General features: G+C 71.9%; 16 protein-coding genes. 4 read left to right on the top strand and 12 right to left on the bottom strand.

The annotated features are described in order from the left end of the window. Positions 1-4 precede the first annotated feature (4 nt). The 5 genes from CRP49_RS33050 to CRP49_RS33030 form a co-directional block, all read right to left on the bottom strand. Positions 5-472 carry a peroxiredoxin gene (locus CRP49_RS33050; protein ID WP_097256647.1) on the bottom strand — a complete coding sequence of 156 codons (468 nt, stop codon included), beginning with the start codon at positions 470-472 and terminating at the stop codon, positions 5-7. Further along, complete coding sequence (locus CRP49_RS33045) at positions 469-849, bottom strand: hypothetical protein (RefSeq protein ID WP_097256646.1); 381 nt, start codon at positions 847-849, stop codon at positions 469-471. Before CRP49_RS33045 ends, CRP49_RS33050 begins: the two co-directional genes overlap by 4 nt. An 89-nt stretch (positions 850-938) precedes the next feature. Then, a complete protein-coding gene (locus CRP49_RS33040; RefSeq protein WP_097256645.1) occupies positions 939-1,463 on the bottom strand; it encodes a MarR family winged helix-turn-helix transcriptional regulator in 525 nt (174 codons plus the stop codon). 104 nt (positions 1,464-1,567) lie between these two features. Then, on the bottom strand, positions 1,568-2,623 hold the full coding sequence (locus CRP49_RS33035) for an Ldh family oxidoreductase (RefSeq protein ID WP_097256644.1): 1,056 nt from the start codon (positions 2,621-2,623) through the stop codon (positions 1,568-1,570). A 20-nt stretch (positions 2,624-2,643) separates the two neighbouring features. Then, positions 2,644-2,874, bottom strand: coding sequence for a hypothetical protein (locus CRP49_RS33030; RefSeq protein ID WP_257033566.1), 231 nt, complete (start codon positions 2,872-2,874; stop codon positions 2,644-2,646). Between the two features lie 377 nt (positions 2,875-3,251). On the opposite strand from CRP49_RS33030, the gene CRP49_RS33025 reads away from it, so the two are divergent. From CRP49_RS33025 to CRP49_RS33015, 3 genes are all read left to right on the top strand, one after another. Next, on the top strand, positions 3,252-3,656 hold the full coding sequence (locus tag CRP49_RS33025) for a cupin domain-containing protein (protein ID WP_097256643.1): 405 nt from the start codon (positions 3,252-3,254) through the stop codon (positions 3,654-3,656). Positions 3,657-3,793: 137 nt separating this feature from the next. Then, positions 3,794-4,315 (top strand): hypothetical protein, encoded by a 522-nt coding sequence (locus CRP49_RS33020; RefSeq protein ID WP_097256642.1) that lies wholly within the window; start codon positions 3,794-3,796, stop codon positions 4,313-4,315. Positions 4,316-4,510: 195 nt separating this feature from the next. Continuing rightward, the gene (locus tag CRP49_RS33015) at positions 4,511-5,269 is read left to right on the top strand and encodes an XRE family transcriptional regulator (protein WP_179851826.1); all 759 of its coding nucleotides are present in this window, start codon (positions 4,511-4,513) and stop codon (positions 5,267-5,269) included. A 47-nt stretch (positions 5,270-5,316) separates the two neighbouring features. Here CRP49_RS33015 and CRP49_RS33010 read toward each other — a convergent pair whose 3' ends face one another. The 7 genes from CRP49_RS33010 to CRP49_RS32980 all read right to left on the bottom strand — a co-directional run bounded on the left by CRP49_RS33010 (position 5,317) and on the right by CRP49_RS32980 (position 12,022). Continuing rightward, positions 5,317-6,642, bottom strand: a complete 1,326-nt coding sequence (locus CRP49_RS33010) for an aromatic acid/H+ symport family MFS transporter (protein WP_097256640.1) — start codon at positions 6,640-6,642, stop codon at positions 5,317-5,319. Positions 6,643-6,789: 147 nt separating this feature from the next. Then, positions 6,790-7,740 carry a VOC family protein gene (locus CRP49_RS33005; protein ID WP_097256639.1) on the bottom strand — a complete coding sequence of 317 codons (951 nt, stop codon included), beginning with the start codon at positions 7,738-7,740 and terminating at the stop codon, positions 6,790-6,792. Beyond that, positions 7,721-8,836, bottom strand: coding sequence for a 4-oxalomesaconate tautomerase (locus tag CRP49_RS33000; RefSeq protein WP_097256638.1), 1,116 nt, complete (start codon positions 8,834-8,836; stop codon positions 7,721-7,723). Before CRP49_RS33000 ends, CRP49_RS33005 begins: the two co-directional genes overlap by 20 nt. Next, positions 8,833-9,543, bottom strand: coding sequence for a 4-carboxy-4-hydroxy-2-oxoadipate aldolase/oxaloacetate decarboxylase (locus CRP49_RS32995; protein WP_097256637.1), 711 nt, complete (start codon positions 9,541-9,543; stop codon positions 8,833-8,835). The genes CRP49_RS33000 and CRP49_RS32995 overlap by 4 nt, the downstream gene beginning before the upstream one ends. Then, a complete protein-coding gene (locus CRP49_RS32990) occupies positions 9,540-10,298 on the bottom strand; it encodes a PIG-L deacetylase family protein (protein ID WP_097256636.1) in 759 nt (252 codons plus the stop codon). Before CRP49_RS32990 ends, CRP49_RS32995 begins: the two co-directional genes overlap by 4 nt. Before the next feature lie 108 nt (positions 10,299-10,406). Then, complete coding sequence (locus tag CRP49_RS32985) at positions 10,407-11,057, bottom strand: GntR family transcriptional regulator (protein WP_097256635.1); 651 nt, start codon at positions 11,055-11,057, stop codon at positions 10,407-10,409. A gap of 98 nt (positions 11,058-11,155) precedes the next feature. Further along, on the bottom strand, positions 11,156-12,022 hold the full coding sequence (locus CRP49_RS32980; protein ID WP_097256634.1) for a LysR family transcriptional regulator: 867 nt from the start codon (positions 12,020-12,022) through the stop codon (positions 11,156-11,158). Between the two features lie 68 nt (positions 12,023-12,090). Between CRP49_RS32980 and CRP49_RS32975 the strand changes: the two genes are divergently transcribed. Continuing rightward, the gene (locus tag CRP49_RS32975) at positions 12,091-12,990 is read left to right on the top strand and encodes a DMT family transporter (protein WP_097257668.1); all 900 of its coding nucleotides are present in this window, start codon (positions 12,091-12,093) and stop codon (positions 12,988-12,990) included. Positions 12,991-13,004 lie beyond the last annotated feature (14 nt).

Here is a 13,004-nt window from a genome sequence, read left to right as displayed (position 1 = left end):
CGCTTCAGCCCTGGTGGGCGCGGAGTGCGGACAGGGCCCGGTCGGCGTGGGTGTTCATCCGCAGCTCACTGCGGACGATCTCCAGCACCGTGCGGTCCTGGGCGATGACGTAGGTGACCCGCTTGGTGGGTGCGAGCGTGAAGCCCCGCTTGACCCCGAACCGCTCGCGAATCGTTCCGTCTGCGTCGGAGAGCAGCGGCATGCCGAGGGTGTGCTTGCCGGCGAACTCCTGCTGCCGTTCGACGCTGTCGCCACTGATGCCGACCGGGTGGGCGCCGACGGCGGCGAATTCCGCGGCGAGGTCGCGGAAGTGGCAGGCCTCGGCGGTGCAGCCGGGCGTCAGGGCGGCAGGATAGAAGAAGAGCACCACCGGGCCCTCGGTCAGCAGCTCGGTGAGCTTCCGGGTGGTGCCGGTCTCGTCCGGCAGGGCGAAGTCATCGACCTTGTCCCCGACCTCGATACGTTCGCTCACGACTGTCCCTCTCCGTTCTTCGCGACTCCACGGGCCCACAGCACGAGCGGCACCTGAAGGGGCAGCCGGGCCAGGGCCGCGTTCCGCTGCGGCGCGGGCCGGTGCCGCCAGTCGACGGCCATCTTCACGTTGGCGGGGAACACCCCGACGAAGAAGGCGGCGGCCGCCTTGGCGGCCACGGCGCGCGTCCGGGGCGAGGCCACTCCGGCCGCCAGGGCCAGTTCCACGACCCCGCTGCCGTAGGTCCATGCCCGGGGCGAGCCCGGGAGCGCCTTCGGAATCGTGGCGTCGAACTGCCGCGGGGCGGCGAAGTGGGCGACCCCGGCCACGGCCAGCAGGCCGGCCAGCATCAGGGGTGAGCGTTCGGACCGGGGCACGGTTCCTCCTCTGGTGTCCTGCCGCCGGATATTACTTGACGGTAGGCACCGGGACCGCCGCTTCGGGAGGAACGGCCGGGCCGCCGCCGTCATCCCGTCGCCACCGGGGCGTCGGACTCCTGGCCGGACTCGTCTTCGACCGCGTAGGTGAGGAAGTCGTCGACCATACGGTGGAAGAGCGTGGCCAGTTGCCGCAGCTCCTCGGGCTGCCAGTCGGCGAGGGCCAGCTGCATCCCGCGGGCCCCGGCCTCCCGGATCCGCGCGACGGCCTCACGGCCGGCGTCGGTGAGCTGGATCCGCTGGGCCCTGCGGTCGTCGGGGTCGGGGACCCGGGTGACGTACCCCGACCGCTGCAGCTGCTGCACGGTCCGTGTCACATGGGAGGCCTCCACGCCCAGCCGCTGCGCCAGCTCCCCCGGTCTGAGCGGCTCGGAGTCGGCGATCTGCCGCAGCAGCGCCACCGCGGCCCGGTCCAGCGGCACCTCGGCCAGCGCCATCAGCCGCTCGTGCTGGCGGGCACGGGTGGCGAGGTAGGTGATGCGCGTCAGGGCGCGCTCGATATCGATGACCTCGGGAGAGGCGGGCGGGACGTCGGGCAGCGGTTCCGTGGACATACCCACGAGTTTACCATATGGTTGCGTAACTTAAGTAAGTTACCGGGGCGGCCGGAGCCGGCCGCTCCCCCTCCGAACGGCCGGCCGTCTCGGGGCGGCGCAGGTCACAGGGACGGCGGCGTGACCCCCAACCGCTCGGCGCGCTCGGTCAGTTCCCGCCACACCTTCGGCGCCACCGGCACGCCCTTCGCACCCCGCTCCTCGGCCACCGACGCGCTGCGTTCACCGGGGTAGAACACCCCGTCCGCGCCGTCCGCGACCGGCAGGGCCTTGAGGGTGGCCAGGGTGTCGTCCACGGCCGCGACGAAGGCGTCCGGGTCGCCGAAGGCCGCCGGATCGAGGGCGATCAGCAGGGCGTTCTGACGATGCTCACGGCCCTGCGGGTCGTCCGAATGGAAGGCGGAGAAGATCGGGGCGCCGACGAGCACGCTGGTGAGCAGTTCGAAGGCGAGGGACATACCGGATCCCTTGGCACCGCCCAGCGGCAGCGGCATGGCCGCCTGCTCCGGGTCGGTGGTCGGGGTGCCGTCCTGCGTCGCCGCGGCACCGTCGGGCAGCGGGGTGCCGTTCGCCCTCGCCTGGCGGATCTTGCCGAGGGCGATGGTGGCGGTGGCCATGTCGAGCAGCAGCGGGGCGTGCTCACGAGCCGGTACGGCGATGCCGAGCGGGCTGGTGGCGACGGCGGCGCCCTTGACCCCGGTGTAGCCCATGTTGGGCATGCCGGCGACGAAGCCGATACCGACCAGGCCCTGTTCGGCGACCTTCGAGACGTAGTAGCCGATGGCGCCGGTGTGCACGGTGCGCCGTACGCCGACGGAGGCGATGCCGGTCTCCCGGGCGCGCCGTACGGCCTCGTCCGCGGCGGCACCGAGGGCCACCGGGCCAGGGGCGCGGTCGGCATCGAGGACGGCGGCGGCCGGGGTGGGTGACTCTACGGTGATCCGCGGAGCGGCGTTGGCCACGCCCTTGGCGAGCAGATCCAGATAGACGGGGACACGTGCGGTGCCGTGCGAGTCGACGCCCCGCCGCGCGGCCCAGACGAGGACATCGGCGGTGGTACGGGCGTGCTCGGCGCTCAGGCCGCCCTTCTCCAGGAGGGCCGCTGCGAAGGCGCGCAGGTCGTCGTCGGGGACCAGGACCTTCGATGGTGTGGTGGACATGATGGCGGGTGCCTCCTGGGTCAACGGGTGACGAGGACGTCGACGACGGCGGCGGTGCCCTCGGCCACGGCCTTCAGGGCGCGCTCCAGCGCGGGTATGAGCGCGTCCGTGGTGTCGACCGTCTCGGTGTGCATGCCGAACGGCTCGGCGAAGGAAGCCAGTCGGGGAAGCCGGTGCAGGTCGGTGCCGAGCCACTCCCCCGTCTCGGCGGCCGCCCCGTCGGGATAGAACCTGCGATGGTTGAGGTTCATGGACTTGTAGACGCGGTTGTTGCCCGGGGAGGCTGCAGTCGAAGCGGGCGAAGGCGCCGAGGGACTCGGCCCGCTCGCACATCTCGGGGCTGTGCAGCCAGACCCGGAAGGGACCGCGGACGGCACCCCGGCGACCGGCGATCCGGGCGGCCAGCTCCTGCTGGCGCGCAGTCATTTTCTCTTCGCTGAGAACGGGGAGCCTCATCTTCCCGGTACCTGCCTTTTCTTTCCGGCGCGTTACGGGCACGGGTCGTCAGCCGTGCGGTGCCAGGTGAAGGTACAGCCGTGTCCGAAAAGCTCACCCGTCTCGGAATGCAAGGTAAAACTGCACGCCGGAGGCCTCCCGTTCACCGGACGGCGACCTAACGTCGTCCGGCATGACCACCATCATCAAGGCCGCGTCCGTGCCCCTGCTCGACCGTGGCGGGGCCGTCGTGACGACCCCGTTGATCACCACGCCGTCGGCCGGCGGGGAGAACCGGATCACCAGCGGGATGAGCGTGTATCCGGTGGGCTCCGGTGCGCCCCTTCACTCGCACAACTGCGACGAGCACGTGACCGTCCTGGAGGGTGAGGCCGAGGTGTGGGTGGACGGCGAGGTGACGAGGCTGGAGCGGTTCGACACCACCTACATCCCGTCACCCCTCCCCCATCTGTTCCGCAATGTGGGTGACACCCCGCTGCGGATCCTGTGGGTGTACTCCTCGGGGCACGTCACGCGGACGTTCACGGAGACGGGCAGGACGGTGGAACACCTGTCGGCTCAGGACCAGATGGGCTGAGCTGCGGGGTGGCGCCCGTCCCCGGGAACGTCCCCGGCGTCCCACGGGACGCGGGAACGGCATCGTGACGGTCCGTCACGGCAACGCTGGCTGTTGTGATCACGGTTCGTGGTCACGAACGACAGCCGGAGGTTTCCATGATCCGACGGACTCTCAAGAGCGGGGTGCTGGCCATCGTCGCGGTGCTCGCGGTCCTGCCCACGGCGGCCGGGGCCGCCTCGGCGAGCGCGACCACCGCTCCACGCCCGGTGCCCAGCGCCACGGCCCAGCACTCCACGCACCACGCCAAGCACCACCGCCACCACGCCAAGCGCTCCGTCCACCGCGTCCACCACCGTCGGTACCGCACGCGTCACATCCACCACCTCGTCGCTCCGGGAGTGGCGCGGGCGGTCGCGCAGGGCATGTCGTACCGCCGCACCCTGCCCGTCCTCGGCCGCGTCTCCACGCACCGCCTCCGGCTGAACGTCCGCTCCGGCCCGGGCACCAACTACCGGGTGATCGGGCACCGGCACACGCACCGGCTGCTCACGCTCCGCTGCAAGACGTACGGCTCCGGGGTGTACGGCAACCACGTCTGGTACCGGCTCCCGCACCACCGGGGCTACGTCTCCGCCCGCTACGTCCGCACCGGACGCACCGCCGTCCCGTGGTGCTGACGACCACGCACACCCGCACCTCCTGACCGTCGAAGGCCTGCTCGGGAACCCCCTTCTCCCGAACAGGCCTTCGGCGTGCACACGCCTCACCGTCCTCATACCTCATCAGGTGTTGCGGATCCCGATCTCCTGGGCAGCCATTCCGACAACAGGGGCGAAAGCGCCCATAGCGGAATGGGAGTCGAGGGACGCACGATGCGGCATCCCCAAGAACCGACCACGCCGGACAAGCCACTGGTGGTGAGACTGCGCGAACTGAAGGACGGTACGGGACTGAGCCTGGCGGCACTGGCCGCCCGCACCCCGTACAGCAAGTCGGCCTGGCACCGCTATCTGACCGGCACCAAACGGCCCCCGTGGGCCGCGGTGGAGGCACTGAGCCGACTGGCCGGCGCCGATCCCGCAGCCGTGAGGGCCGTGTGGGAGGCGGCCGAGGAGCCGCCCGCGCCGAGTCCGCCGGAGAAGGCGGGCCGGTCCCGCTCGCGATGGCTTCCGCTGTCGGCGCTCGCGCTGCTCGGCACGGCCGCCGCGGTGGCCGCCACGGTCACCGTCTCCGGCCGGCAGGGCTCCCCCGCTCCCACCGCGCAGACCTTCCTGACCGTGCCGCGCTGCCACGCGCGCTCCTGCCAGGGCCAGTTGCCCGACGCGTCGGTGTGCGCCCGGGACGCGCAGACCAAGAGCACGGTCACCGACACCGACTACGACGTCCGGCTGCGCTACTCCCCCGGCTGCGGCACCGCGTGGTCGGAGGTACGGGTGCGCACCCCGATGGCGCGGGAGGTGTCGGTGCGGGCCGGGCAGGACGTGCTGTCGGCGAGCTATCCCGCGAACGAGTCCGCCGAGGACACCAGCCCGATGCTCGCCGTCCGCTCACCCAAGGGCGTGGAGGCCTGCGCCGAGGTGGGCGGGAAGCTGGCGTGCACGGGTCTGGACGTGGAGCCGCCCGGCGAGTGAGGAGACGGCGGTGCCGCACCCGGGATCCGGGCGCGGCACCGTGCCGGTCAATGGGCGGCGATGAGCTGCTGCTCCGCACCGCTGCGCTCCGGGCGCCGGGCCGAGCGCAGGGCCGCGAGGCCGATGAAGACCATCGACGACACACCGGCCAGGGCGAAGGCGGTGAAGCCCCAGTCGCCGTTGCCCGCGGCGAGCAGCTGACCGCCGAGCCAGGGGCCGAAGACGGCGCCGAAGCGGCCCATGCCGGAGGTCCAGCCGACGGCGGTGGCGCGGCCCGCCGGGGTGGAGCGGATGGAGACGGTCGCGTAGATCATCGTCTGGGCGCTGTTGAGGAACACGCCGGTGAGGAAGACGACCAGGAAGGTCACGCCGAGTGGCATGTGGACGCTGAGCAGGAAGACACCGGCGGCGGTGAGCGCGAACCAGAGCGCGGAGATGCGCGGGGCGCCGAAGCGGTCGGCGGCGCGGCCCGCGACCAGCATGCCGACGATGCCGCCGAGGTTGAACAGGACCACGAAGGTCAGCGCGGAGCCGAGGTTGTAGCCCTCGCCGCGCATCAGGGTGGGCAGCCAGGTGGCGACGCCGTAGACGAGGAGGAGTCCGCCGAAGGAGGCCAGCCAGTAGAGCAGGGTCTGCAGCCACTCGCCGCCGCGGAACAGGTCGATCAGGGCGTCCCAGCGGTCGGCGGAGGTCTTCTTGCCGGCCGCGGCGGGCAGCTCGACCACGTAGCGGTCGGCCAGCGCGCGGGCCTCCTCGGTGCGGCCCTTGGCGACCAGGAAGCTCAGCGACTCGGGCATCACCTTGGCGAGCACCGGGACGAAGAGCAACGGGAGCACGCAGACCCAGAACGCGGAGCGCCAGCCGACGGGCTCCACGAGCCACTTGGCCACGTAGGCGGAGAGGATGCCGCCGGCGTGGTGGGCGGTCATCAGCGCGCCGATGGTCAAGGCGCCGCGGCCGCCCCTGGCGTAGTCGGAGACCATGCTGATCGCGGTGGGCAGCAGACCGCCGAGGCCGACACCGGCCAGGGTCCGGCCGAGGCCGAAGACCGTGACACTGTCGGCTATCGCGCACACGCCGGAGGCCAGCGAGAACAGCGTGACGCAGCCGACCATCAGCTTCTTGCGGCCGATCCGGTCGGCGACGGTGCCCGCCGTCAGGGCACCCACCAGCATGCCGAAGGTGGCGTAGCTGCCGAGGTCGCCGGCCCGGTCGGGGGTGAGGCCGAAGGTCTTGGTCGCCAGCAGGTGGGGCAGCACCGAGCCGTAGATGAACATGTCGAGGCCGTCGAACAGGACGGCGAGCCAGCACAGACCGACGACCAGCAGCGCGAGTCTGCTGCCGCGAGCGGAGGGGGCGAGGGAGGAGGACATCTTTGTTTTCCTCTCGTCCAGGAGGCGTTCCCTGGAGGGGATCAGTGAGTGGGGCAGACGCTAAGGACCCACCACGTCAACGTCAACATTTTTGTCAACAATCTCATCGACAATGAGCCGCCGTCGTGGGGACGCGGGCGTCGGCGGTCAGCCCACCGGTGGTGTGCCGTGGGTGTGGAAGGACGCGATGGTCTGCAACCCCCAGGCCTGCCCCTTGGCCCGCTCGGCCTCGGTCCAGGTGATGAGCGGCCAGTCCGGGGCCAGCACGAGCCGGGTGAGCGGGTTGCACAGCTCGACGCGGTTGCCGCCGGGCTCGTAGACGTAGAGGAAGAACGTCTGCTGGATGGCGTGCTTGTGCGGGCCGGTCTCGATGAAGACGCCGGTGTCGATCGCGAGGTCGGCGGCGCGCAGGATGTCCTCGCGGGTGTCCGTCGCGAAGGCGATGTGGTGCAGCCGGCCGGTCGAGCCCGTCCAGTCCTCCGTGTACACGACGTCGTACGACTTGTTCGTGAAGGTCAGCCAGCGGGCCGCGATCCGCCCGGTGTCGAGCCTGATCTGCTCGGTGGGCCGGGCGCCGAGCACGTGTTCCTGGAACTCGGCGCTGGCGAGCACGTCGGCGGCGAGGAAGTTGACGTGGTCGAGCCTGCGCACCCCCACGCCCCGGTTGGGCTTCGCCTGCGGCTGGTTCTTCAGCGCCGGTTTCAGCTCGTCGGGGGCCTGGTAGTGCTCGCTCTCCCAGTACAGGGCGTGTTCGTGTCCGTCCGGGTCGGTCGTGACGTACAGCGCGCCGAGGCCGGGTTCGTCCTCGGCCCACCGTCCCTTGCCTCCTGCCGCCTCGATCGCCCTGATACGGCGGTGGAGGGCCTCCTCTCCGGAGGTGCGCAGCGCGAGCCGGCCGAGGCCGGGCTGGTCCCGGGCGGTGAGGACGAGGCTGTGGTGCTCGTAGTCGTCGAAGGTGCGCAGATAGACGGTGTCCCCGTCCTCCCCGTTGACCGTGAGCCCCAGGTAGTCGGTGAAGAAGGCGACACTGGCGTCCAGGTCCGGGGTGAACAGCTCGACGTGGCCGATATGGGCGATGTCACCGAGCGGCGGAGCCATCGTTGCCTCCAAGGGGTTGTACGGGTGCGGGTGCGGCGGCACGTGGAAAGACGATGCCGTCGATGATCTTTCGGGCCGTGCGGACGACGGCGGTACGACGCGCCGTGGGCGGGGAGGCAGCCGCATCGACGGCCGCCTCGATGTCCAGGAAGCCGGTGGGGTGCTCGATGCGGACACGGTCGCCGCGCTCGGGCGGCCGGGCGATCTCCTCCCCCACCGCGCCGGGCAGCCTGAGCCCGGCCGCCACGCTCGCGGCGCCGAGCACGCCGATGGAGGTGTGGCAGCGGACGGGGATGAAGGTGCGGGTGGTGACCGCGCCGCCGGCGCGGGGCGGGGCCAGCAGCGTGAGCTTGGGGACGGTGGCGGTCTCGACGTCACCGAGCCCCATCAGCCGACCCGCCTCCAGCCGGATCTCGTGGAGGCGGTCGGCGAGCGCCAGGTCCTCCTCCAGGTCCTCGGGTTCCTCGTATCCGGTGACCTTCAGCGCGGTCGCCGGGATGAGCACGGTCGGCATCCCGTTGTCCACGCAGGTCACTTCGGTACCGGCGACGGTGTCGCGGACGCGGCCCGTGGGCAGCAGCGGAGTGCCCGAGGGCGGGAACTCGATCACCACGGGGGCCGCGGTGCCGGGCACGCCCGAGATCTCGGCGTCCCCGGTGTAGTCGACGCGCCCGCCCGGGGTGGGGAAGGTGGCGACGGCCCGCTCCCCCGTGTTGAGCATGCGGATGCGTACGGAGGTCTCGCCGTCGCCGGGGGCCACGAGCCCCCGCTCGACCGCGAACGGGCCGACTCCGGCGAGGATGTTCCCGCAGTTCTGACGGTCACTCACCTCGGCCCGGTCCACGACCACTTGGAGGAAGAGGTAGTCCACGTCGGCGTCGGGGGCGTCGGACGCGGAGACGACAGCCACTTTGCTGGTGAGCGGGTGGGCGCCGCCGAGTCCGTCGATCTGGCGTGGGTCGGGGCTGCCCATGATCCGCAGCAGCAGGTCGTCGCGGGCGGCCGGGTCGGTGGGCAGGTCCCCGGCCAGGAAGTAGGCGCCCTTGGAGGTGCCGCCGCGCATCAGCATGCAGCGCACCTCCATGGGCCCGCTCACGTCCCGGCTCCGTCCCGGACATGGTCCTCGTACGTCGTGTACGTGACGCCCAGTCGGGCGAGCTTGTCTCGCAACCCGTAGCGGTCCAGGCCGAGTTGCCCCTCGACGAAGGCGGCGCGGGAGGCGGCCTCCTTGGCCTCGCGGGCCTCGGACGCCGCGGCGGCCTCGCGGGCCTTCTCGCGCGGCACGACCACGACTCCGTCGTCGTCGGCGAGGATCACGTCACCGGGCCTGATCAGCTGACCGCCGACGGCCACGGGTACGTTGACCGAGCCGCCGGTCGCCTTCACGGTGCCCTGCGCCGAGACGGCCGCCGACCAGGCGGGGAAGCCGAGTTCGCGCAGTTCCTGGGTGTCGCGGATGCCGGCGTCGATGACCAGGCCGCGCACACCCCGCCGCTTCAGCGCGGTGGCGAACAGTTCGCCGAACATGCCGTCGGTGGAGGGCGAGGTGGTGGTGACGACCAGCAGGTCGCCCACGCCGCACTGCTCGACGGCCGCGTGGATCATGAGGTTGTCGCCGGGCCAGGACAGCACGGTGACCGCGGTGCCCGCGACCCGGGTACCCTGCTGGATCGGGCGCAGCCGCGTCGGCAGGAGTCCGGTGCGGCCCATGGCCTCGTGCACGGTGGCCACGCCGTACCCGGCGAGGGACTCGACGTCCTCGGCGTCGGCCTTGGGCGGGTCGGTGACGATCAGGCCGCTCATACCAGCTCCTTGGTGACCTGCGGGTAGGGGCGCATGTAGGCCTCGGCCATGGTCTTGTGGGGCAGGCCGAGGTTGGGGCCCGCGTTGCGCTTGAGCTGGACGCCGCGGCGGACGGCGAGGTCGGTGTAGTAGTCCCACAGGTGCTGCTGGGCGCCGAGGCACTCCATCGCCTTGCGCTTGGTCTCCCACACCTCGGTGATGTCGAGCAGGACTTCGGGCCGGAAGCCGCTCATCTCGGGCTGGTGGGGCTCGAAGTAGAAGACGGGCGGGGCGCCGATGATCTCGCCGGGGCCGGGGTAGCCGATGGCCTGGGCGAGGACCCTGGCCTCCAGAGCCATGCGGTTGGCCGCCGGGTGGTCGCCGTTGTAGGGGTCCTCGACCGGGTGGGTGAGCACGACGTCGGGCTGGGTCTCGCGGAAGACGGCGACGAGCTGGTCGGTCAGTTCGGGGCCGGCGACGAGCGGGTAGTCGCCGGCGTCGAAGAAGCGGACCTCGGCGCCGAGGGTGGCGGCGGCCTGCTCGGCCTCCGCTCGGCGTATCGCCTTGATCTCCTCCAGGCTCTTCCCCTCACGCCACGCCTTGGCGGACTCGCCGCGCTCGCCGAAGGTGAGGCACGCGATGGTGACCTTCTCCCCGCGGGCGGCGGCCAGGGCGATGGCTCCGCCGGCACGCCACACGAAGTCCCCGGCGTGCGCGGTGACGACCAGGGTCGAACGTGGTGGGGTGGGGGGCACGGGCGCGTGGGCGTGCGTCATTGCGGAAATCTCCCTTTTCAGGCTCGGTTCACCGCAGGGGTGTGCCCCTGCGGCTCCCTTGCCTCGATGGACAGGTGCGCGCCCGCCCCGCGTCCCGCGCGCGGCGCGTCAGTCGCTGAGCGCCTCGATCACGCTGGCGAGGTGGGCGCGGACGGCCGCTTCGGCCGCCTGCGGGTCCCTGGCCCTGATCGCTTCGATCATCGCCAGGTGCTCGTTCAGGGATTGCTGGGGACGCCCGGGCCTGAGCGCCAACTGGAAGCGGTGGCGGACCAGTTGGGCGTTCAGCCGCTCCAGCAGCTCGACGGCGGTCTGCTGTCCGGAGATCTCCCGGATCCGGTCGTGGAGTCGGTGGTTGAGTTCGGAGTACGTGACCGGCTCGCCGTCGGCGACGGCCTTCTGCATCGCCGCGCCGAGGTCGGCCAGCCCGGCCAGCTGCTCGTCGCTCGCCGCGACGGCCGCCTTCGCCGCGCACAGTCCTTCCAGGACCATGCGGCACTCCGTGATCGCGACCGCTTCCTCCACGGTCACCACCCGCACCCGCGAGCCGCGGTTGCGGATCCGTTCGACCAGTCCCTGGGCCTCCAGATCGATCAGTGCCGCCCGGATGCTGGCCCGCGTCACACCGAACTGCTCGGCGAGTTCGTTCTCCACCAGCCGCTGGGCCGGTGCCATCTCGCCGTGCAGGATCGCCTGCCGCAGCTGCGCGAGCGCATGCTGTTTGGCCTGCTCTCCGGTGGTCGGACGGGCTTCCTTCGGCATGTGTGCCCTCCCTGAGTGAGTGCCTGTCGAACGTAAATCTAGCCAAACAAGATTGTCAACAATTTTGTTCGCGCTTTCTGCTGTCGCTGTGGCCCGCGTCAACCCGCCCGGTACAGCTCGGTGAGCAGTTCGCGCACGGCCTGGTGGGCGGGGTGCGGGTCGTCACGCCACCAGGCGAGGCGCACGGCGACGGGTTCGGCGTCGCGCACCGGCCGGTAGACGATGCCGGGCCTCGGGTACTGGTTCGCGGTCGACTCGGCGGTCACGCCGATGAAGCGTCCGGCGGCGATGGCCGTGAGCCAGTCGTCCACGTCGTGCGTCTCCTCGACGGCCGGCCGGGCGTCGGGCGGCCACAGCTCGGGGGTGGCCGTGCCGGTGCGGCGGTCGATGAGGAGAGTACGGGCGGTGAGGTCGGCGAGCCGGACCGACCGGCGCCTGGCCAGCGGATCGTCGGCGGCGAGCGCGCACAGGCGCCGCTCCAGACCGACGATGGCGGTGTCGAAGCGCCGGTCGTCCAGCGGCCTGCGAATCACCGCGAGATCGCAGGCGCCCTCGGCCAGCCCCGCGGACGGGGAGTTGACGCGCACCAGGAGCAGGTCGGTGCCGGGGTGCGCGGCGGTCCAGCGCCGCTGGAAGGCCACGGTGTGGCGGCCGAGCGCCGACCAGGCGTAACCGATCCGCACCCGCTCGTGCCCCGAGGTGGCCTCCCGGACCAGCTCGGTCACGTCCGCGAGCACCCGCCGGGCCTGCGCCACCACGCGCAGCCCGGTCGCGGTCGGGGTCACCGCGCGCGAGGTGCGCCTGAGCAGCCGTACGCCCAGGGCCCGTTCGAGGGAGGCGAGGGTGCGGGACACGGCGGCCTGGGAGACGCCGAGGGCGATGGCCGCGTCGGTGAAGGTGCCCTCGTCGACGATGGCCACGAGGCAGCGGAGCTGGCGCAGGTCGATGGTGTCGGCGTCATGCATACGCTCAGCGTATAGATCGGGCCGTGCATGCATTATGTGCAAGCACCCTGGTGGCGGACCATCCGGACATGCCTCAAGCTCTCGAACGCCCTGCCACCGGGACCGCGACCGCCACCCCGTCCGGCTCCGCGCCGCAGGCCCGGCGACTGGCCGGGGTCGCCACCATGTTCGGCAGCGGCCTGTCCAACCAGACGGGTGCGGCCATCGGGGCGCTGGCCTTTCCCGTGCTCGGGCCCCTCGGCGTGGTGGCGATGCGTCAGTACGTCGCCGCGCTGGTCCTGCTGGCCGTCGGCCGGCCACGCCTTCGCTCCTTCACCTGGCGCCAGTGGTGGCCGGTGCTGCTGCTCGCTGCGGTCTTCGGCACGATGAACCTCACCCTGTACACCGCGGTCGACCGGATCGGCCTGGGCCTCGCGGTGACCCTGGAGTTCCTCGGCCCGCTCACCATCGCACTGGCCGCGTCCCGGCGCCGGCTGGACGCGGGGTGCGCGGTGCTGGCGGGGGCCGGGGTCGTGGTCCTGATGCGCCCGCAGCCCTCGACCGACTACGTGGGGATGGGCCTCGGCCTGGTGGCCGCCTGCTGCTGGGCCTCGTACATCCTGCTCAACCGGATCGTCGGCCGCCGCATCCCCGGGGCCCAGGGCGCGTCCGCCGCCGCGACGGTGTCGGCGCTGGCCTTCCTCCCGGCCGGGATCGCCGTCGCCGTACGCCACCCGCCCACGGCCGGGGCCCTGCTGTGCGCCGTCGCCGCCGGGGTGCTCTCCTCGGCCCTGCCGTACCTCGCCGACCTGCTCACCCTGCGAACCGTGCCCGCGCAGACCTTCGGCCTGTTCATGAGCGTCAACCCGGTCCTCGCGGCCGTGGTCGGCTGGATCGTCCTCGGCCAGACCCTCGGCGCACCGGAGTGGGCGGCCATCGGCGCGGTCGTCGCCGCGAACGCGACCAGCATGCTGACGACACGCACCTGACGCCCACCGTGGTA

The sequence above is a fragment of the Streptomyces sp. Ag109_G2-15 genome (genome assembly GCF_900215565.1).
Taxonomy (GTDB): domain Bacteria; phylum Actinomycetota; class Actinomycetes; order Streptomycetales; family Streptomycetaceae; genus Streptomyces; species Streptomyces diastatochromogenes.
This window is presented reverse-complemented; position numbering and strand designations above follow the sequence as displayed.